Origin of the sequence: Blautia sp. OF03-13 (assembly GCF_003460685.1) — a bacterium.
Classification (GTDB): Bacteria; Bacillota; Clostridia; order Lachnospirales; family Lachnospiraceae; genus Fusicatenibacter; species Fusicatenibacter saccharivorans.
In genome coordinates, this window is the sequence record NZ_QTVR01000022.1 from 28,186 (window position 1) to 48,538 (window position 20,353).

Sequence of the window (20,353 nt, forward strand, 5' to 3'; positions counted from 1 at the left end):
CCTTAACCCCTTTCCTTAACGATACTTGGCTCTACATCTTCCTGTGTGAAGTTGGTGAGCGGTGCACGGCTGTCGGTATCGGCGCCTGCCTGATACTCTCCGTAGAACTCGTCGATATCTTTGATGAATTTACGGTTCAGCAGGTGCAGCGGAATGTGCTGCGGACATACACGGGAACACTCGCCACAGTCGGTGCAGCGTCCGGCAACGTGGAATGCACGGATAATGTGGAACATCTGCTCTTCAAATGTAGTCGTATTTGCTTTCTGTGCGGTATCGTAACGGTCATTATCGAAGACACATTTGATACAGCTGCAGGCCGGACATACGTTACGGCATGCATTACAGCGGATACAGCGGGACAGTTCGTTCTGCCAGAATGCGAAACGCTCTTCCGGAGCCATTGCCTCGAGCTTCTCAACCAGTTCAAAACGGCCTTCTTTTGCCGGTTTCTCTTCGTCGCAGTTCTCTGCCAGCTCGTCGTAGGCAACGTGTTTTCCGCCCTTGCAGGCTTTGCATCTTTCCAGGATAACATCCTCTCTTGCGAGCTCTTTGTCGCCGTAAACAGTTGCCACTTTGATGGTATCGCCGTCTTCTGTTACAGCGGTAATACCCTTGCATCCTGCTTCACGGATCTTTTCGATATCGAGTTTTCCATCGCAGCCGATGCCGACGATATAGGTTTTCTCGCGATCCACACGATGCTCTTTGATTAACTGATTAAAACTGTAAGTATCACACGGTTTTAAGAAAACGAGTGTTTTTCCTTCTTCTTTCGATGCTTTAATCATGTATTTGCTAAGGTTTGCGCCGCAGAATCCGTCGTAGGTAAACTCGGAAAGGCTCTCGGCAGTCTCGAAGAATGCAGGCTCTGCACTGAAATCAGTGTCACCTTTTCTCCAGCCAAGAACACGGACTACGGTACCGTCAGACAGAAGCTCTTTTGCGCGGGATACTAATTTTTCTTGCATCGTAAATCCTCCAATCTGACATTCTTACCAAGGCTTGTAACCTGCTCGATGAACTCGTTCATGGTCTGGGAGAATTTCACACCTTCTGCGGCGGATACCCATTCCACACGGGTACGTCCGTTCTCAACGCCCATGTAATCCAGCATGGAGAACAGCAGGGTCATACGTCTTCTTGCATAATAGTTTCCTGTGCTGTAATGGCAGTCTCCCGGATGGCATCCGCAGAGGATGACTCCGTCAGCGCCCTTCTGGAATGCTCTTAAGATGAAGAGCGGATTGACACGGCAGGAACATGGAACACGGATGATCTTTACGTCTGCCGGATAGGAAAGACGGCTGGAACCTGCCAGGTCTGCTCCTGCGTAGGAGCACCAGTTGCAGCAGAATGCCACGATGACTGGCTTAAATTCTTTGTTTTCGTTGTTATCTATCGGCATATTGCATCTACCTCCGCGAGAATTTGTCTATTGGAGAATCCTTTCAGGTCCATAGCGCCGGACGGACATGCAACGGTACATGCACCGCATCCATGGCAAAGTGCGCCGTTAACGACTGCCACATGTCTGGTTTCACGGATTCCATGGTCGTTGACCTGACGGTCTTCGTAGGAAATTGCGCCGTATGGGCAGACTTTTTCACAGGATGCACATCCATTACAGAACAGCGGATTGGATTCTGCTGTACACGGGTTGGTGGTCAGTTTGTCTTTTGCCAGCAGTCCGACTACTTTGACAGCAGCAGCTCCTGCCTGTGCAACGGTCTCCGGGATATCTTTCGGTCCCTGGCATACGCCGGAGAGGAAGACACCTGCGGTCGGGGACTCTACCGGACGCAGCTTTGCGTGTGCCTCAGTAAAGAAATCGTTGGTATCCATACTTGCGGTCAGCATGGTAGCCAGTTTTCTTGCATCTTTGCTCGGCTCGATGGCAGTTGCAAGGACAACAAGGTCTGCTTCCATTTTGATCTGACGGTTGTCAAGCAGGTCGGAACCCTGTACCAGAAGACGTCCGTTCGGAGCCTCGGATACTTTTCCTACCTGGCCTTTGATGTAGTCTACATCAAACTCTTCTACCGCACGGCGATAGAACTCATCGAAGTTTTTACCCGGGGTACGAACATCAATGTAGAAGACATGTACATTGACATCCGGATAATGGTCACGCACCAGCATAGCCTGTTTTGCGGTGTACATACAGCAGATCTTGGAGCAGTAGCTCTTTCCTCTGCAGGTCACGTCACGAGAACCGACACACTGGATAAATACGATATCCTTCGGATGCTCGCCGTTGGAAAGACGTACTACTTTACCGCCTGTCGGGCCGGCAGCATTCATCAGACGTTCCATCTCAAGGGAGGTAATTACGTCTTTGCTCTGGTTGTAATAATATTCGTCAAACTTGTCCAGACTGATGGTATCGAAACCAGTTGCCACAACGATTGCGCCGTACTCTCTGGTGATTACTTCATCTTTCTGGTCGTAGTTTACTGCACCTGCTGCACAGACTTTGGAGCAGATACCGCATTTTCCGGTTTTGAAGTGGATACAGTTTGCAGTATCAATAACCGGTACGTTCGGAACTGCCTGTGCGAACGGTGTGTAGATTGCAGTACGGTTGGACAGGCCTCTGTTGAACTCGCTCAGGTTCTTCTTGGAAGGACATTTCTCCTGACAGAGTCCGCATCCGGTACATTTGTCCATATCTACGTATCTTGCTTTCTTACGGATGTCTACTTTGAAATCACCGACGAATCCGCCAACGCTCTCTACCTCACTGTAGGTATAGATGTTGATCTTCTCATGCGCGTTTACCTCTCCCATACGAGGAGTCAGGATACAGGAAGAACAGTCGAGGGTCGGGAATGTCTTGTCAAGCTGTGACATTCTTCCGCCGATACTCGGGGTCTTCTCTACGATATCTACTTCATAGCCTGCATCTGCGATATCCAGTGCAGTCTGAATACCTGCGATACCGCCTCCGATCACCAGCGCACGTTTTACAACGCGGCTCTCGCCCGGGGTAAGCGGGGTATCCAGCATAACTTTAGCAACGGCTGCACGGGCCAGAATTACGGCCTTCTCGGTAGCCTCTTCCATGTCTTTATGAATCCAGGAACACTGCTCACGAATGTTTGCAATCTCCAGCTGATACGGGTTCAGGCCCGCTTTTTCTGCTGCTTTGCGGAACGTTCCTTCATGCATACGCGGAGAGCAGGAACAGATGACAACGCCGGTCAGATGCTCGTTCTGAATGGCATCGATCACTTTCTGCTGACCCGTTTCGGAACACATATACTGATAATCCTCTGCATGAACAACACCCGGCTCTTTGCTGATGACGTCAACAACTTTTTTGACATCAACCGTAGCCGCAATATTTGTACCGCAGTGGCAGACAAATACTCCTATTCTTTGCACTTTTCTCTCACCTTTCTGTGGATGGGTTGTTTTTTACTTTCTATATTTACGGAATGCACTCATCAGAAGCTGCTGCGGAGTCTCATCATCCAGAAGAGCCGGAATTTCATCCGGAGAAAGATAATTCTCTCCTCTCTGACGGATCACGGAAAGACGAACTGCCTCGATCAGTTTGGCAGGTTTTACGTCTCTTGGACAGCGCTCTACACATGCGAAGCAGGAGAGGCATTTCCAGATGGACTTGGAGTTCATCAGTGCTTCCACATCGCCGTTCTGTACGTAAGATACAAACTGATGCGGACGGATGTCCATTTCGTTATAAGCAGGACAGGATGCGGAACATTTACCGCATTTCATACATTTTCTGGTATCCACACCGGCGATGGCACGGATTTCATCGGATGTTGCAATTTTCATGCCTGCACCTCCTCTTTGATGCCGAGTGCTTCTGCAAGAAGCTCGGTAAAGTAGGTAACCGGAAGACCTTCTTTTGTTCCGTTATTGCGCAGGTTGTACATGCAAAGCGGACATGCAGTGATCAGTTCTTCTGCTCCTTTGTAGGATGCGGATGCCATGATCTGGTCTACCATGTTGGATGCCATTTTCTTTTCTTTGAGGGATATGTAGCCGCCGCAGCACTCATTTCTCATCGGATATACGACCGGTGTTGCGCCAAGGGCCTTGATAAAGTCTTCAATGATTGTCGGATTTTCCGGATCGTCAAACTGCATTGTGGTGCTCGGACGAAGCAGCATACAGCCGTAATATGCGCCGATTTTTCTTCCTTTTAATGGGTTTACCACTTTCTCTTTGATCTTGTCAAATCCAACGACGTCACGCAGCACTTCCAGATAATGAAGTACTTTCGTTTCGCCAAGATATGGCTCGGAAAGAGCCATGTAGTTGTTTACTTTTGTCTGAATGTCTTCTACATTCGCCATGTCATCGTTTACGCGTTTGATCACGTGATGACAGGCGGAACAGACTGTGATCAGATCCTGTCCTTTTTCTTTGGCGTCTGCTAAGGCGCGAACCGAAGAAAGTTTTGTGGCGATTTCATCGGATGCCTGTGGATACACAGCTCCGCAGCACTGCCAGTTTTCAATTTCTTCCAGTTCAAATCCCAGAACTTTTGCGCACTCTCTGGCATAATGATCCAGATCTTTTGCTTTGTTCTTCAGCGTACAGCCCGGAAAATAACTGTAGGTCATGGAATTGCTCCTTTCTTACTTGCTCCTGTTGGTTTCCATTTTTCCTGCGGTATCTTCTGTCCGGCACCGGAAAAGTTTCCGGTACTCTTTTTATGTACACCCGGCGGAAAATTTCTTCAGGCGCACGTTAAGGCAGTGGGAGATACCGCTCTTTCGCACTTTCTGCCACTGCCATAAATTTTATGTTTTGAGCTTATTGCCCGCTCTTAGTGCTCGATCTGTGCGATAACTGCTTTTAATGCGTCGGCACTTGCTTTGAGTTTTTCTACTTCCTCTTTTGTCATACGCATCGGAATCTTGCCCTGTACGCCTTTCGGTCCAACGAGGGTCAGTGTGCTTAAGCATACATCCTCGATGCCGTACTCACCGTGCATCATGGAAGATACGGTTGCTACAGAATCGGAAGAAGAAAGAATGGTTGCTACCAGTTTGCATACTGCAACAGATACTGCATAGAAAGTAGCTCCTTTGTTTGCAATAACCTGTCCGCCGGAAGTTCTTACGTACTCCAGCATAGCATCTTTGTCGATCTTGGTTACGTTCCTGCCCATTTTTTCTACGGTCTCGTAGTACTCGTCCAGACTGACACCGGAAACGTAAGCGCCGCTCCACGGAATGAAGGAAGTATCGCCGTGCTCACCGAATACGTAAGCGTGGATGTTTTTCTGGGCAATGTTGAGGTGTTCAGACAGTCCGCAGCGAAGTCTCGCGGAATCCAGCATGGTACCAGAACCAAGGATCTGGTTTTCCGGAAGTCCGGAGATCTTTGTAAACACGTAGGTCATGATATCAACCGGGTTGCTTACAATGATGTAGATGGCATTCGGAGCCGCTTTTACGATTTCCGGTGTGATGGATTTTAAGATGTTTACGTTGGTCTGGGTCAGCTCAATACGGGTCTGGCCAGGCTTTCTTGCAATACCGGAAGTAATAATTACGATATCAGAGTCCTTGGCATCCTCATACTCACCTGCGATGATGGAGACCGGATCGCGGAAGCAGGTACCCTGCGCGATATCCATAACCTCTCCCTCTACTTTTTTCTTGTTAATATCGATGAGAACAATCTCAGACGCGATGTCTTCGTTCGACAGTGTATAGGCGATCGTAGATCCAACGCTTCCAGCTCCAATGATGGTAATCTTGCTGCTCATAAATACTCCTTTCTAAAATACCCCTAGTTGGTTTTTGTGATTGATAAATTTTTCACTTTCCTTATCATAGCACTATGACAAGAATTTAACAAGTGTTTTTTTCGAGCATTTTCGTGAAATCTTTTTTCTCACTGAGCCCGTACGCTTCCAGAAGGGGTGTTCTGGATATATTTCAATACAATTATACCATTTTTTGTTCTTTTTCACAAGAATTCTTTCCAAAAACTTACAGCTTTGTCCTTCATCCCGCAGAATTCGTCTTTTTCCGCATGGTTCCCGGGTTTTTGCTTTCTGTGTTTAGTTTCACACGTCTAACTTTCGTTCGTTATATTTTTAACAACTTTTCGTCATACGGGCTAGTTTCTGTCCTTCTTTTCTACATTTTGTAGGATGTATCCGCCAAATTTCCTGTCTGATTTTCATTTCTGCTGCCGCCAGACGCAAAAAAGACACGGATTTTTCTGTTCCGTGTCTTTTTTGCTCTGTTTTTTCTGTTTTTGCTTCTATTCTTCTGTTTCACGAGCCGTTGCCGCTTCGGCAAATGCATTTCCATATTCGGCAAGCGCCTCTTTTGCATAGACGGCATCTGACCGGTACGGCACATTTCCGTTTCCGACGTGCATCGTCACGTCCGCGCCTTTTCCAAGGATCAGAACAACCTCTCCCGGTACGGCGCCAAGAATCGCCTCCCGGATTGCTGCTCCGCGGTCCATGCGGATCTGGAAGGATGCACCTTCCTTTGCTATGTACCCGCCGATCTCCTCACAGATCGCCTGCGGATCTTCGTTTCCCGGATCATCCGGTACGAGGAAAATCCGGTCCGCCCGTTTTCCGGAAATCTCACCCATATCTTTTCTGCGGTTGAATGCTTTTCCGCCCGGGGTTCCGAACACAACGCTTACGCGGCTCCCCGGGTATTCGAGTGCTACGGTATCAAACATTTTTTCAAAACTCAGGCCATTGTGCGCGAAATCCACGATCGCCGTGACCTCGCCCGCGCTGCTCTCATACGTCTCCATCCTTCCCGGAACGGTGACGCCAAGGAGGCTTTCCTTGATCAGCGAAACCGGGATTCCCATCGACCAGGCAGCCGCAATGGCAGCTACGGCATTCTCCACATTGAAGGCTCCGTGCACCGGCAGGGTAAAATCTTCCGAGAAATCCGGTCCTGCCACATGGAAATAGAATTTTCCTCTGCCCGGCTTGATATCACTCACGCGGATTACAGCATTTTCTTTCGATCCAAACGTAACGACGCGCTCACATTTTGCCGCAGCTTTCAGGATTTCCCCGATATGGTCGCTGTCCAGGTTCACGCAGGCGCAGGTGCAGCGGTCGAAGATCTTTAATTTCGACTGGAAATAATCATCAAAATCCTTGTGCTCCGTCGGGCTGATGTGGTCCTTGGAGATGTTCAGGAAAATGGCGGTATCAAAATGCGTGTTTCCGACTCTCTCGTATTTGAGCGCCTGGGAGGATACTTCCATCACCATATGGGAAAGGCCTGCATCTACGGCATTGCGCATATGACGGCACAGCTCCAGGGATTCCGGCGTGGTGAGCGTTGATGCTTCTCTCGTCTTTCCGTCGTAATATTCAATCGAACTTAACAGTGCACATCCGTTTCCGCCCTGTTTTTTCAGGCAGGCATCGAGCATCGACTGCAGGTAGTAGGCTGTCGTTGTCTTTCCTTTTGTTCCGGTCAGCGCCGTGACATGCAGCGACTTTGCCGGATAATCGTAAAACGCCTCACCCAGCACAAACTGTGCTTTTCTGGCATCGTTGACGATGAGTGCCGGAATTTCTTTTCCCGCTTCGTATTTTTTTTCACTTACATAGGCAACAGCACCGCGGTTTACGGCGTCTTTTAAGTATACCTCTTTGAATGCAGCTCCTTTGCAGAGAAACAGCGTTCCCTGATCCGCTCCGCCCGAAAAATACGTTACGAGGGTAACGGGTCTGTCCTCTCCTTCTTTTCCTTCCGGCTCTGCAAATTCCACCAGAAGGCCTTCCTGCTCCAGAAGTTTCTTATATTCTAATACCGACTGTTTCATAGGATATCTTCCTCTCTTCTATGGGATTCTTTTTCAGCTTTCCTAAAATCCAGGCTCCATTATACCAGAATTGAAACAGCTTGTCCATCTTGCGGCACGGCTTACATCATCTGCGCATTTTTCTCAAAAAGAGAACGAAGCGTTTTTGCGCAGTACAGGTACGCCGGAACGAGAAACAGATCGGCGAGAACCCATGCCACCGGGCTTGCGAAGCAGACTGCGGTGTAACCAAAATACGGAACCAGGAAAAAGGCTACCACCGAACGGCCGATCATCTCGCAGACGCCGGCAAGGATTGCAAATTTGCTGAAGCCCATGCCCTGCACGGTAAAGCGTACGACATTGACAAGGGTCAGCGGAATGTAAAATACCATGTTGATCAGCAGCATCTGACGCGCCTGGTCGAGGATGACCGTCTCGGATGCATCTACAAAGAGAAGCGAAATCTGGCGGGACCACAGAAACATGACACCTAAAATAACCACAGAATACACGCTTCCGATGATTGAGCTCGCCAGGATTCCGGTGTTGACGCGGTCCATCTTTTTCGCTCCGACGTTCTGTCCGGCATACGTCGCCATAGTGGAGCCGAGCGCGTCGAACGGGCAGCAGCAGAACATGGAAATTTTACCGGCAGCCGTAACAGATGCAACCGCAGTGGAACCAAGGCCGTTGACAGCGGTCTGCAAAATAACACTTCCGATCGCGGTGATTGAATACTGCAGTCCCATCGGGATTCCCATATTGCACAGATTAAGCACATAATGCTTGTGCAGCTTCCAGTCCTCTCTCGTAAAAGCAAGGATGGTGAATTTTTTCTTCATATAAAAGAGACACAGGAATCCAGAGACTCCCTGCGCGATAATCGTCGCCCACGCGGTTCCCGCTACTCCCATCGGGCGGACCAGAGCAAGATCTAGCACGATATTCAGTATTGAAGAGATACCGAGGAAAATCAGTGGGGAGCGGCTGTCGCCGAGGCTCCGCATAATTGCTGATGTCTGGTTATAGAGCACCATAAGCGGAATTCCGAGGAAAATAACAAAGATGTAAGCGTATGCACCGTCCAGAATATCGGACGGGGTTTTCATCAGAATCAGAATGTCGCGGCACCAGATGCAGACAAGAACGGTCATCACCACGGAAAGAATACCGGCCAGAACGGCTCCATTTCCTACATACCGGCACAGTGCTTTCCGATCTCCTGCACCGAACATCTGCGCAACCGGAATCGCAAATCCGTTGCAGACTCCCATACAGAATCCCACGATCATGAAGTTGATCGAACCTGTACTGCCAACAGCCGCGAGCGCTTTCGCGCCTAAGAATTTTCCTACAATAATCGTATCGACCATGCTGTAAAACTGCTGGAACAGCATGCCGAGCAGCAGCGGCAGTGCAAACCCCAGAATCAGTTTTACCGGGCTGCCGTTTGTCAGATCTTTTACTGCACTTTTCTTTGTTGCCATGTGATGTCCTCCCTATTGTCGTATGTTTTTGCTTCCCCTTTTTGTCGAATCTCATGCCATTTTATATCTTGTTCTCCCGGAATGCAATCCCGTAATACTGACGAATTGCATGACGGTTTTTCGTCACTTTTACGTGTTTTTGACGTGGGCACATCGTTTTATTTTCTGCATGCGCAAAAACAGCTGCAGCCGGCTCCCACCCTGGGAACTCTGACCTCAGCCGCTTTACTGCTTTTTTCAAAATTTTTAATCTGCAAGTGCTTTTTTCTTCCACTGCAGCAGAATCATCACTGCCACAAGCGCCGTCAGGAAATCCGAAACCGGCTGGGAGGCAATAACACCGGAAAATCCGGCGATCTTTGATGCACAGATAATGACAATGGCAAAAATCACGCCCTGACGTCCTGCAGAGAGAATCAGCGCGCCTGCCCCATTTCCAATCGCCTGGAAAATGCAGGTGGAGGCAAGCACAATACCGACAAACGGCATGCCGATGAGCTGGACACGGAGAATCTGCTGTGCGACTGCGATTACACTGGCATCTTTTAAGAACAGTCCCACCAGAAGCGGAGCCGCCGCACCGAGCACAATCGCCATTCCGGCACCGGTCAGCACTTCCAGAAGGAAGGCAAAACGGATTGTCTCGTTGAAACGTTTTTTGTTCTTTGCGCCATAGTTGTATCCGACCAGTGGCTGTCCGCCGAAAGCAAAGCCAACCATGACAAGAACGGAGATCATGATGATTTTGAGGGCAATTCCCATCGCTGCGACTTTATCTGTTCCATACGGCTGTAAAAAGCGGTTCGTCAGCGTCACGCCGATGCTCTGCATGAAGTTGGTGACAGAGGCCGGAATGCCGATCGCAAGGACGGCGAGGACTTCCGCGCCGGTCACTTTCAGTTTCCGGAAATCGACGGAGAGATAACGGCATTTCTTTATTATAAAAATCACATAGAAAATATCGCCGCAGATATTGCCAAGCACCGTAGCAATCGCAGCACCTGCCGCTCCCAGGCCAAGGGTGTAGATAAAAACCGGGTCGAGAATGATGTTGACCACGGCTCCGATCATCGTTCCGATCATGGATGCTTTGGCAAAACCTTCGGTGCGCACCAGGTTGTTCGGTGTCAGCTGGACAATGATAAACGGTGCGCCGAGTGCAATCCACTGGTAATAGTCCCCCGCATACTGCCACGTCGTCTCATCGCAGCCGAGAAGACCAAGAATCGGCTGTTTGGCCGCAAGCAGGATGATGCTGACCACAATGCCGACAGCAATCGCCGCATAAAAGCAGAATACACTGATCCTTCTTCCGTCCTCGTACTCTTTTTTGCCGAAGAGACGCGAAATGACTGAGCTGCCGCCGACACCGAAGATGTCTCCGAGTGCGATCATCAGCGTGAAAATCGGCGTGCCGAGCGATACGCCGGCGATCAGTGCGGTGTTTCCGGTCCGCGCGATGAAGAAGGTATCTACCATATTATAGATCAGCGATACCACCATGCCGAGCACGACCGGGAGCGCGAGCGTCATATATGCTTTTGACACTTTGGTTTTCTCAAACAATTCATTTTCCATTTTGAAAACTCCCCTTTTCTCACTTTTTCCTGAATCACTTTCTCACGCGGCGAAACAGCAAGTGTTTCACTGCTGAGTGAACTGTAACTTTCCTTTTGTCCTCGTGTATCTTAGCAGACTTTCTTGCTTTTTATTGTGTCATGTGTCACAATAAGGAAGAAAAAACAGATTCTTTAAGAGAGGATTTTTTCTATGAAACGAATCTTTGATCCGGCTCTGCTGGACTTTTATCTTCAGAAATATGAGATTCCGTCGCTTTTTAACACCCCGGATCTCGCCTTTTCCCTGTACCAGTTTGAAAAGGGAGAACGCCTCGACATACTGAACCCTGAGGAATATCTCTCATTTCTTGTGAACGGCTCCATTGAGATCAGTGCCAACCGCGCCGACGGCACCAGCTATCCGATCGGCTATCTCGACAGCTTTACCTGTATCGGCGATATGGAATTCTGCGGAAAGCGCGATGATACGCATCAGATTGAGGCACGCACCACCGCGCTTTGCATTGTCCTGCCGCTTGGCACCGCCAAAGAGTTTCTGCTTGACGACAACCGCTTTTTACGTTATCTTTTAACCTCCGTCACAGAAAAACTGATGCTTTATTCCAGCTCTCAGTCCAATTTTTCCACGCTTGAGGAAGCATTCCTCTCCTATCTGTCAAAGCGCTGCCCGGATCAGACCTTTTCCGGTGTAGAAAAAATGGCCATGCAGCTCCACTGCAGCCGCCGCCAGCTCCAGCGCGTTTTAAAAAAACTGCTGGAAGAGGGACGGCTCACGAAGCTATCCAAAGGCTCCTACCGCCTTCGCTGAATATTTAACTGAATTTTTTCCGGATTTCCTCTGCCGCTTTTACCATATTCCGAGGCTCGCATCTGCCTCCGGCACACCTCTTGTTTTCAGTCCGCAGTCCGGGTTGACCCACAGTTTCTCTTTCGGAATTTTTGTGAGCATCACCGTAAGGCTCTGCACCATCTCCTCCACAGACGGAACACGCGGAGAATGAATGTCATAAACGCCAGGTCCAACCTCTGTCTCAAAATGATTTTCTCTTAAGGAATCCAGAATCTGCAGATCCGAACGCGATGCTTCAAAGGTGATGACATCCGCATCCATATCGTCGATGGCCGGGATGATGTCGGTGAATTCACTGTAGCACATATGGGTGTGAATCTGAGTTTCCGCTTCGACTCCGCTGTGTGTCAGGCGGAATGCCGGGATGGCAAAATCAAGATACTCGCTGTACCAGTCTGATTTCCGTAGCGGCAGCTTCTCGCGAAGGGCAGCCTCGTCGATCTGAATCATGCGGATTCCATTCGCCTCAAGATCGAGCACCTCGTCGCGGATCGCCAGGGCAATCTGAGAAATCGATTCCCTGATGGAGATATCTTCTCTCGGGAACGACCAGTTGAGGATCGTAACCGGGCCGCTCAGCATTCCCTTCATGATTTTTTTCGTCAGGGACTGCGCATAAACAGACCAGGCAACGGTAATCGGACTCTTACGGTATACATCACCCCAGATAACCGGCGGTTTTACGCAGCGGGTTCCATACGACTGTACCCAGCCCTTCTCTGTGAACAGGAAACCGCCAAGCGCCTCGCCAAAGTACTCTACCATATCATTTCTCTCATATTCGCCGTGTACCAGCACGTCGAGTCCGATCTCCTCCTGCCATGCAACACACTCCGCAATTTTTGCACGATTAAAGGCTTCGTACTCTTCCTTCGTCTTTTCCCCTTTCCGGTAAGCCGAACGATTTGCTTTGACATCCCTGGTCTGCGGGAAGGAACCGATCGTTGTGGCCGGAAACTCCGGCAGGCCAAATTCCGCTTTCTGCAGTTTCTGCCGCTCGCTCCGCTTCGGCAGACGTACGGCATCCTGTTCGGTGATGCGGGACAGGCGCTCACGCACCCCGTCATTTTCACAGTCTCTCTTCTCCGCAAAAAGTCTGTGATTGTTCTGATAACTCTCCGCTTTTGTATAGTCCGCAAGGTCTGCTAAAACTCCAAGTTCCTGCAGCTCCGTCAGCTTTTCCTCCGCAAAAGCAAAATAAGCGCTGCATTCCTTTGGAAGCTTTGTTTCATGCTTCAGCGTGTAAGGCACATGAAGCAGAGAACAGGAAGTGGAAAGTACGACAGAAATGTTCTTTTCCTGCAGGCCTTTCACCGTCTGCAGTGTTTTCTCGTAATGATTCTTCCAAATATTCTTTCCATTGACAAGTCCCGCAAACAGGATTTTGTCAGCCGGAAAGCCGTACGCTTCGATCAGGCGCACCGTCTCTTTTCCCTCCAGAAAATCAAGGCCGATTCCGTCGAAATCCATTGCTGTGAGATCCTGGTAAACATCCCTTACATCACCGAAATATGTCTGCACCAGAACACGGCAGTTTCCTTTTTCCTGCAGAACCGCGTCATAAAGGCGGTGGAACAACTCCACATCCTGCGCATCCATATCGCGGACAAGGGCCGGCTCATCAAACTGTACCCAGGCAATCTGCTGTTTCTGACACTCCTTCAGCAGTTCCTGATAGGCTGCTGTGAGATCCCCGATGAAATCCTCCGCTTTCTTTTCTCCGGTGAATCTGCAAAGCTTCAGCATCGTGTAGGCTCCAATCACAACCGGTTTTGTCGCAATGCCAAGCTCTTTTGCCTCCGCATACTCATCAAAAAGTTTGGACGCGGAAAGATGGATGACGGTGTCATCTTCTGCTTCCGGTACAATATAATGGTAGTTGGTGTTGAACCATTTTTTCATTGCCAGTGCTTTTACATCACCGGATGTACCCTGATATCCTCTTGCCATGCAAAGTAGGTATCCAGTGCGGATAACTGCAGCTCCTGATACCGTTTTGGAACGATTCCAAGCAGTACGGCCGTATCGAGTACCAGATCGTAATGTGAAAAATCGTTGCTGGAAATAAACGTAATTCCGGCCTCTTTCTGTGTCATCCAATGTGCTTTCCGCAGATCTTTTGCTGTCTGCAGCAGCTCCTCCGCTTTGATCTCGTTCCGAAAATATTTTTCAGAAGCAAATTTTAATTCCCGCAGTACCGATTCTCGGAAACCCAATCACTGATGTCTGCATAGCCTTCTCCTCTTCCTGTTCTTTTTCATCCAAAGTGTTTGTTGTCCTTTCGACAAACTGTATTATACGCGACAGTTTCCGATTTGAAAAATACTGAAAAAAACAGATTGCCCATAGTTTCAAGCTATGGACAGCCTGTTCTTTGTTTACTCCAGATATTTTTTTAAACATTCCAGGTACGCAACGCCAATGCTGCTGCGTCTTCCTTTTTTATGTGTGATGTAGCCGATTCGCATTTCGCTCTCATCGGCGAGCGGAACAGCGATAATGTCCTTTCCATTCAGGTTTTCGTCGATCACGCCGCTACACACGGTATATCCGTTCAGGCCGATCAGAAGGTTGAACAGCGTGGCACGGTCGCGCACGCGGATGTTTTTCTTCCGCTCCGATGCCGAAAAGATTTCCTCAGAAAAGTAGAACGAATTGTGCTCACCCTGCTCAAACGAGAGGTACGGATATTCTTCGAGTTCTTCGTTGGTGATCACCGTCTGCTGTGCCAGCGGATGATTTCTGCTGATGAAAACGTGCGGCCTTGCGACAAACAGAAGATGAAATTCCAGTTCCTGCGCTTTTAAAAGCTTCGTCAGCACCTTTTCGTTAAAATCGTTTAAAAACAGAATCCCAATCTCGCTGCGCATCCGCGCCACATCCTCGATGATCTCGTACGTCTGTGTCTCCCGGAGGCTGAAATCGTACTCCTTCTGTCCATATTTCTGGATCAGATCCACAAACGCATTGACGGCAAAGGAGTAATGCTGCGTCGACACGCAAAACTGTTTCTTTCCGCCGTCTTTTCCCTTGTACTTATCCTCCAGGATCGCCGCCTGCTCAAGCACCTGACGCGCGTAGCCAAGAAAATCATCTCCCTCCTTCGAGAGGGTGATTCCCTTGTTTGTCCGGTTGAAAATCACAAGGTTCATCTCTTTTTCAAGTTCATGAATCGCATTTGTAAGGCTCGGCTGGGAAATGTACAGCCGGTTTGCCGCCTCTGTGATGGTTCCCATCTCCGCTACGGTTACCACATATCGTAACTGCTGCAGTGTCAAGCAGTTACTTCCATTCCGGGAGAATCGACGTTCCGATCGTTCCCTCCGGCATTTCCACTCCGAAGTTTTCTGCAACGGATGCGCCGATCACGGCAAAGGTGTCCTTCGTCTCCTGAAGGCCGCTTTCCTTCATAGACGGTGAGTACGCAAGGAGCGGCACCTGTTCTCTGGTGTGGTCCGTTCCAGTATAAGTCGGGTCGTTGCCGTGGTCTGCCGTGATTAGGAGCAGATCGTCGTCTTTTAACTGCTCCAGCAGTTTTCCAAGGTTCACATCGAATTTTTCAATCTCTTTTCCGTAGCCTTCCGGGTTTCTTCTGTGGCCCCAGAGTGCATCGAAATCGACGAGGTTGACAAAGCACAGTCCGGTAAAATCTTTTCCTGCCGTCTCAATCGTCTGCTCCATGCCGTGGACGCTGCTCTTGGATTTCAGACTCTCCGTGATGCCCTCGCCGCAGAAAATATCGTTGATTTTTCCGATGCTGATGACATCATATCCTGCCTCCTGCATCGCGTTGAGCACGGTTTTTCCCGTCGGTTTGACAGCGTAGTCGTGACGGTTTGCGGTGCGGACGAACTCTCCTTTTTTCTTTCCGACGTACGGTCTTGCAATGACACGGCCGACTTTCCACTCGTCTTTCATGGTCAGCTCACGGGCAATCTCGCAGTAATGATACAGCGTCTCCAGTCCCATCGTCTCCTCGTTGCCGCAGATCTGCAGTACGGAATCCGCCGAGGTATAGACGATCAGTTCTCCGTTTTCGATCTCGCGCTCTGCCAGCTCATCGAGGATCTCCGTTCCGCTCGCCGCCTTATTGCCGATGATCTTTCTGCCGGTTCGTTTTTCCAGCTCGTCGATCAGTTCTTTCGGAAATCCGTGGTCGGTGAACGTAACGAACGGCTTTGTCGTGTAAATTCCCATCATCTCCCAGTGGCCGGTCATGGTGTCTTTTCCGTTGCTTGCCTCGTTCAGTCTTCTGGCGTAACCCTTTGCCTCATCCTCTGTCACACCGCAGAGATTTCCCATGCCGAGGCGGCGCAGGTTCGGGATTTCAAGGCCTCCCTGACTCTCCCAGATGTGGCCGAAGGTATTGACACCGACATCCCCAAACTTCTCCGAATCCGCCATCGCCCCGATTCCGAGAGAATCCAGGACGATCAGAAAAATACGGTTATATTTTCTCATACTCTTTACTCCTTTCTTTTTAACTCAGCTCAAACATTCCATGATAGAGCTGATAATATTTTCCTTTCTGTGCCAGAAGTGCGTCGTGGTCGCCGCGCTCTACGATATTTCCCTGCTCCAGCACCATGATCGCATTGGCGTTTCGCACGGTGCTTAAGCGGTGGGCGATGACAAATACGGTTCTGCCCTCCATGAGCTGGTCCATTCCTTTTTCGATCAGCGCCTCGGTTCTGGTGTCAACGGAGGATGTTGCCTCGTCAAGAATCAGCACCGGCGGATCGGCAACGGCGGCACGGGCAATCGCGAGAAGCTGGCGCTGGCCCTGGGAGAGGTTGGCTCCGTCGGAGGTCAGCATCGTATCGTAGCCGTTCGGCAGACGGCGGATGAAGGAATCCGCATTCGCAATTTTGGCCGCACGTTCAATTTCTTCCTGCGTGGCATCGAGTTTTCCAAAACGGATATTTTCTGCTACGGTTCCCGTGAACAGATGGGTATCCTGCAGAACGATACCGAGGGAGTGGCGCAGAGCGTCTTTTTCGATATCTTTTACGTCAATGCCGTCGTAGACAACCGCACCGCCCTGGACGTCGTAGAAACGGTTGATCAGGTTCGTGATCGTCGTTTTTCCGGCTCCTGTGGAACCGACAAAAGCAATTTTCTGGCCTGGTTTGGCATACAGGCTGATGTTCTTTAAGATCAGACGGTCTGCCGTGTAGCCGAAATCCACGTTTTCAAAACGCACATCGCCCTTTAATTCCGTCATCGTTCCATCCGGGCGCTTCCATGCCCAGCGGCCTGTTGTCTCTTCGCAGACGGCAAGTGCGCCGTTCTCTTCTTTTACGTTGACCAGTTCCACTTTTCCCTCGTCGATTTCCGGCTCCAGGCTCATCACGTCGAAGACACGCTCCGCACCGGCGAGCGCTGAGAGAAGGAAGTTGCTCTGCTGGGTGAACTGGTTGATCGGAAGCGCCGCCTGGCGGACAAAGACAAGGTAGCTTGCCAGGCTTCCGATATCGGCTTTTCCGTGCAGCGCGAGAAGGCCGCCGAGCACTGCCACAATCGCATAATTGACATACGAAATGCTGACAACGACAGGAACCATCGTCGCCGCATACCCCTGCGCGCCGGTTCCCGCTTTCCGGAGCTCCTCATTCTTTTTGCAGAATTCCGTAAAGCTCTCTTCTTCGTGGTGGAACACCTTGACGACTTTCTGTCCGGTGATCAGCTCCTCAATATAACCGTTCAGTTCTCCGAGGCTGTTCTGCTGCTTCGTATAATAACCCTTGCTGCGCTTTCCGCTGAACTTGATATACCAGAACATGATACCGTAGCACACCGTTACAATCAGCGAGAGCCGCCAGTTCAGGATATACAGCAAGGTCAGTGTTCCCACAATCTGGATGAAGCTCTGGATAACCATCGCAAAACTGTTGTTCAGGGCATCTGCCATCGTGTCGATATCGTTCGTGAAAAGACTCATGATATCGCCGTGGCGTCTGCTGTCGAAGAACTGCAGCGGCAGTGTCTGGACGTGTTCGAACAGATCGCGGCGGATATCAAAGACAACCTGCTGTGCTGCTTTTACCATGGTCTGCGTGTAGCCGTATGCTGCGAGTGCGCCGCACCCGAAAATGAGTGCCGTAATCAGCACGCCGCGCAGCAGTGTGTGCACATCTCCATCCGCCAGTCCGTTGACAACCGGGCGGATCATATACGTTCCAAGGAGGTTGGCTCCCGCGCTGATTGTTACCAGTACCGCTACGACTGCGAGCATTTTTTTGTGCCGTCCCAGATAAGACAGGAAGACGCGCAGCGTGTGTTTCAGGTTCTTTGGTTTCTTTCCGCTATAAGCTCTCACTGCCATTTTCGTCTCCTCCTTTCATCTGTGAGGCGTAAATTTCCTGATAAATCGGGTCATCCGCCAGCAGTTCAGCGTGCGTGCCGATCCGGTGTACTTTTCCGTCATCAAGAATGATGATCTGATCCGTATTCATGACGGATGTTACTCTCTGCGCAATGATAATTTTTGTGACATCCTTCCGCGCCGCCAGTGCCTCGCGGATCTTTTTCTCCGTTGCCGTGTCGACCGCACTTGTCGAATCATCGAAGATCAGGATTTTTGCCTTTCCGATCAGCGCACGCGCGATGCAGAGACGCTGCTTCTGGCCTCCGGAGAGGTTGCTTGCGCCCTGCTCGAGCACGGTGTCGAGGCCGTCCGGCATGCGGTTCAAAAATTCATCCGCACACGCCGCGCGGCATGCTTCCCAGATCTCCTCATCGGATGCATCCGCATTGCCCCATTTCAGGTTTTCACGCACGGTTCCGGAGAACAGCACGTTTTTCTGCAGAATGATATTGACTGCATCGCGGAGAGCGGCAAGATCGTACGCGCGCACATCCTTTCCGCCGACGCGGACGGTGCCGCGGCTGGTGTCATACAGACGCGGAATGAGCTGCACCAGCGTCGTTTTCGAAGAACCTGTTCCTCCGAGGATTCCTACCGTCTGACCGGCTTTGATCTTTAGCGTAACATCGGAGAGTGCGTACTCTTTTGCTTCTTCTTTGTATTTAAACGATACGTTGTCAAACTCCACGCTGCCCTCTGTCACTTCTGTTACACCATTTTCCGGCGAGGTGAGCACAATTTTCTCATCGAGCACCTCGACAATCCGGTGTGCGCTCGCCATGGAACGGGTCAGGAGCAGGAAGACGTTTGCAATCATCATCATCGAGTTCATGACCTGCATGACGTAGCTTAGAAATCCGGTCAGGTTTCCGACGGCAAGCTGTTTTTTCAGAATCATATTTCCGCCGAACCACAGAATCAGCACGATCGCGGTATACATGACGCCCTGAAATGCCGGCAGATTCAGCACGGCGTAGTGGAACGTCTGCTCGCTCGCTGCGGTCAGGTCGGTGTTGACCTCGTTGAATTTGTCTTCCTCGTACTCATCCCGCACGAAAGCTTTGACGGCACGGATCGCGGTCAGCCCCTCCTGGACAACGTTGTTCAGGCGGTCCACCATGGACTGCAGTTTTGTGTACATCGGGGCAACTCTCCGCACAATCAGGGAGAGAATAAAGCCAAGAAGCGGGGTACATACAAGGAATACAAATGCCAGCCGCGGATTCATATAGAATGAAAGGCCGATTCCCATAATCAGAAGCGACGGTCCGCGCGTGATCGGGCGGAAGCCGGCGCTTACCATATTCTGGATGACGGTAACATCCGTCGTCATACGGGTGATCAGGGATGATACCGCAAAGTGGTCGAGGTTGGAAAATGCATACTGCTGCATTTTCTCATACTCCGCCTTCCGGATCTCGGCTCCCCAGCCGTACGTCGCCCGCGCCGCAAAGTGCGCGTATAAAATTCCGGTCACAAGCGCACAGAGCGCGCAGATTCCCATCTGGATTCCCTTGCGGTAAATGTAAGGGATATCGCCGTTCGCAACGCCGATGTCAATCAGATTGGAAATCAGAATCGGAATAAAAAGTTCAAAACACGTTTCTACCAATACCAGCACTGCTCCGAAAATCATATCCCGCTTGTAGGGACCTGCATACGAGAGCAGACGCTTCATATCATTCATCTTCTGTCATGTCCTGCCACTCAAAATGTGATTAAATATACTTATCACATCGAGATAATGTAAGTTCTCACGAATCTTACTTACTGCTTCCTTGTGTATACTTTTGATTGACCGAAATCATATCTACTCGTAGGTCCATGTACACTCCACAGTCGTTAATTCCCGAAATAGCCTTCGGTACATACTTACATTTGCGTCCTTATGCAATCTTGTAAGTTTTTACATCTCTCAGATTCAGTGCCGCATTGAAATCCCTGTCTTTGACATAGCCACAATGGCATCGAAATATTCTATTTGAAAGTTTTAAATCTTTCTTGATCATTCCACAACAATGGCAGATTTTTGATGATGGATACCATCTGTCTGCAACCCGAAGCTCAATTCCATTTTCCCTGCTTTTCGCCTTAAGCTTTATTCTGAATTCGTAAAACCTCTGCGAAGCAACTGCTCTTGAAAGATGTTTGTTCTTCATCATTCCCGATACGTTTAAGTCTTCAATCGTTATATAAGATGGTTTGGTTTTTACGATCTCTGCGATTGTCTTATTGATGTAATCCGTACGGATATTGTCTATTTTATGATGAAGTTTTTGTA

At 49.8% G+C, this 20,353-nt stretch carries 15 protein-coding genes and 1 pseudogene; 1 reads left to right on the forward strand and 15 read right to left on the reverse strand.

What is annotated here, in order from left to right; genetic code table 11:
* Window positions 1–2: 2 nt before the first annotated feature.
* The 9 genes from DXA55_RS14225 to DXA55_RS14265 all read right to left on the reverse strand — a co-directional run bounded on the left by DXA55_RS14225 (window position 3) and on the right by DXA55_RS14265 (window position 10,853).
* Window positions 3–971: a 4Fe-4S dicluster domain-containing protein gene (locus DXA55_RS14225; protein ID WP_055265384.1), complete on the reverse strand. Its 969-nt coding sequence runs from the start codon at window positions 969–971 to the stop codon at window positions 3–5.
* On the reverse strand, window positions 956–1,408 hold the full coding sequence (locus tag DXA55_RS14230; protein ID WP_055265382.1) for a hydrogenase iron-sulfur subunit: 453 nt from the start codon (window positions 1,406–1,408) through the stop codon (window positions 956–958). The genes DXA55_RS14225 and DXA55_RS14230 overlap by 16 nt, the downstream gene beginning before the upstream one ends.
* Window positions 1,399–3,387, reverse strand: a complete 1,989-nt coding sequence (locus tag DXA55_RS14235; protein ID WP_055265381.1) for a CoB--CoM heterodisulfide reductase iron-sulfur subunit A family protein — start codon at window positions 3,385–3,387, stop codon at window positions 1,399–1,401. The genes DXA55_RS14230 and DXA55_RS14235 overlap by 10 nt, the downstream gene beginning before the upstream one ends.
* 33 nt (window positions 3,388–3,420) lie before the next feature.
* Window positions 3,421–3,804, reverse strand: coding sequence for a 4Fe-4S dicluster domain-containing protein (locus tag DXA55_RS14240; RefSeq protein ID WP_055219367.1), 384 nt, complete (start codon window positions 3,802–3,804; stop codon window positions 3,421–3,423).
* Window positions 3,801–4,598: a CoB--CoM heterodisulfide reductase iron-sulfur subunit B family protein gene (locus DXA55_RS14245; RefSeq protein ID WP_022461168.1), complete on the reverse strand. Its 798-nt coding sequence runs from the start codon at window positions 4,596–4,598 to the stop codon at window positions 3,801–3,803. The genes DXA55_RS14240 and DXA55_RS14245 overlap by 4 nt, the downstream gene beginning before the upstream one ends.
* Before the next feature lie 206 nt (window positions 4,599–4,804).
* The gene (locus tag DXA55_RS14250) at window positions 4,805–5,752 is read right to left on the reverse strand and encodes an L-lactate dehydrogenase (RefSeq protein WP_055219369.1); all 948 of its coding nucleotides are present in this window, start codon (window positions 5,750–5,752) and stop codon (window positions 4,805–4,807) included.
* A gap of 503 nt (window positions 5,753–6,255) precedes the next feature.
* Window positions 6,256–7,806: a Mur ligase family protein gene (locus tag DXA55_RS14255; protein ID WP_117814492.1), complete on the reverse strand. Its 1,551-nt coding sequence runs from the start codon at window positions 7,804–7,806 to the stop codon at window positions 6,256–6,258.
* A 101-nt stretch (window positions 7,807–7,907) separates the two neighbouring features.
* Window positions 7,908–9,275, reverse strand: coding sequence for an MATE family efflux transporter (locus tag DXA55_RS14260; protein WP_117814493.1), 1,368 nt, complete (start codon window positions 9,273–9,275; stop codon window positions 7,908–7,910).
* Window positions 9,276–9,521: 246 nt separating this feature from the next.
* Window positions 9,522–10,853, reverse strand: coding sequence for an MATE family efflux transporter (locus DXA55_RS14265; protein WP_055227528.1), 1,332 nt, complete (start codon window positions 10,851–10,853; stop codon window positions 9,522–9,524).
* Between the two features lie 192 nt (window positions 10,854–11,045).
* Between DXA55_RS14265 and DXA55_RS14270 the strand changes: the two genes are divergently transcribed.
* Window positions 11,046–11,663 (forward strand): cyclic nucleotide-binding domain protein, encoded by a 618-nt coding sequence (locus DXA55_RS14270; RefSeq protein WP_022461163.1) that lies wholly within the window; start codon window positions 11,046–11,048, stop codon window positions 11,661–11,663.
* A 4-nt stretch (window positions 11,664–11,667) separates the two neighbouring features.
* On the opposite strand, the pseudogene metE reads toward DXA55_RS14270, so the two are convergent.
* The 6 genes and pseudogenes from metE to DXA55_RS14300 all read right to left on the reverse strand — a co-directional run.
* Window positions 11,668–13,937, reverse strand: a pseudogene (gene metE / locus DXA55_RS14275) (5-methyltetrahydropteroyltriglutamate--homocysteine S-methyltransferase).
* Window positions 13,938–14,083: 146 nt separating this feature from the next.
* On the reverse strand, window positions 14,084–14,983 hold the full coding sequence (locus DXA55_RS14280; RefSeq protein ID WP_117814494.1) for a LysR family transcriptional regulator: 900 nt from the start codon (window positions 14,981–14,983) through the stop codon (window positions 14,084–14,086).
* 4 nt (window positions 14,984–14,987) lie between these two features.
* A complete protein-coding gene (locus DXA55_RS14285) occupies window positions 14,988–16,166 on the reverse strand; it encodes a phosphopentomutase (protein WP_022461160.1) in 1,179 nt (392 codons plus the stop codon).
* A 19-nt stretch (window positions 16,167–16,185) separates the two neighbouring features.
* Window positions 16,186–18,030 (reverse strand): ABC transporter ATP-binding protein, encoded by a 1,845-nt coding sequence (locus DXA55_RS14290; protein WP_055227534.1) that lies wholly within the window; start codon window positions 18,028–18,030, stop codon window positions 16,186–16,188.
* Window positions 18,011–19,750 carry an ABC transporter ATP-binding protein gene (locus DXA55_RS14295; protein ID WP_334294863.1) on the reverse strand — a complete coding sequence of 580 codons (1,740 nt, stop codon included), beginning with the start codon at window positions 19,748–19,750 and terminating at the stop codon, window positions 18,011–18,013. The genes DXA55_RS14290 and DXA55_RS14295 overlap by 20 nt, the downstream gene beginning before the upstream one ends.
* Window positions 19,751–19,958: 208 nt before the next feature.
* The coding region (locus DXA55_RS14300) for an RNA-guided endonuclease InsQ/TnpB family protein (RefSeq protein WP_147342029.1) at window positions 19,959–20,353 on the reverse strand (395 nt) is incomplete at its 5' end.